Origin of the sequence: Prevotella sp. oral taxon 317 str. F0108, from assembly GCF_000162415.1 — a bacterium.
GTDB classification, from domain to species: Bacteria; Bacteroidota; Bacteroidia; order Bacteroidales; family Bacteroidaceae; genus Prevotella; species Prevotella conceptionensis.
The window spans coordinates 1-693 of sequence record NZ_GG740117.1 but is presented as its reverse complement, the minus strand read 5'-3'; the positions used below and the strand labels follow the sequence as shown (position 1 = coordinate 693).

The window sequence follows — 693 nt, the reverse complement described above, 5'->3', positions numbered from 1 at the left end:
GTGCGAAAGCCGAAAATCGTCGTCCCAGCGGTAGCTCCTATTATATAAGGAGTGCCCGCCGCGAATGACGCTTTGCCGTGAAGGCCGCCCCACGCCGTCGTACTGCATGGCGCAGGCCACGCCGCCCGTCATTGTGCGGAGTGTCTCGCGGCCCAGGCGGTCGTGTCGCAGGTGCGCCTCCCACGGGTGCGGCATACCTTGCACGATGGCTTTTACGCTCTCGGGAAGTCCCGCGTCGTCGTAGCTGTGGGTGATGTCCACGCCCAGGTCGCTCAGCGTGTGGGTCAGCCGTGAACGGCTGTCGTAGGCGTGTTCGATGGCATGGCCGTTTCGTATCTCGCGCACGATGCGCCCCAGCGCGTCGCGCTCGAACACCGTTTCGCCATGTGGGTCGCCGGCCTTGCAGAGCCGCCCGGCACGGTCGTATTCCCACGCCTCCCAGCTGCCGTCAGGGTATCGGCTGTAGGTGAGCCGCCCCGCAAGGTCGTGCTGGTGGTGGATGGTGGTGCCGTCGGGCAGGTGCGTGACGAGCACCGTCCCGTCCCCGTCGCGCCCGTAGCGGCGTTCACGGCCGTCGAAACCGCGCTCGGCTATCACCTCGCCGTTGAGGTCGCGCTCAAACGCGTAGCGTTCGCCGCGCTCGTTCTCCACCCAGGCAAGGCGGTCGTAGGCGTCGTAGCCATACTCCCGGGT

Annotated in this window: 1 pseudogene; it reads right to left on the bottom strand. The window is 67.0% G+C overall.

Going from position 1 to position 693, the window contains the following annotated elements:
• A pseudogene (locus HMPREF0670_RS15165) lies at positions 1–693 on the bottom strand (RHS repeat protein); the annotation flags it as partial.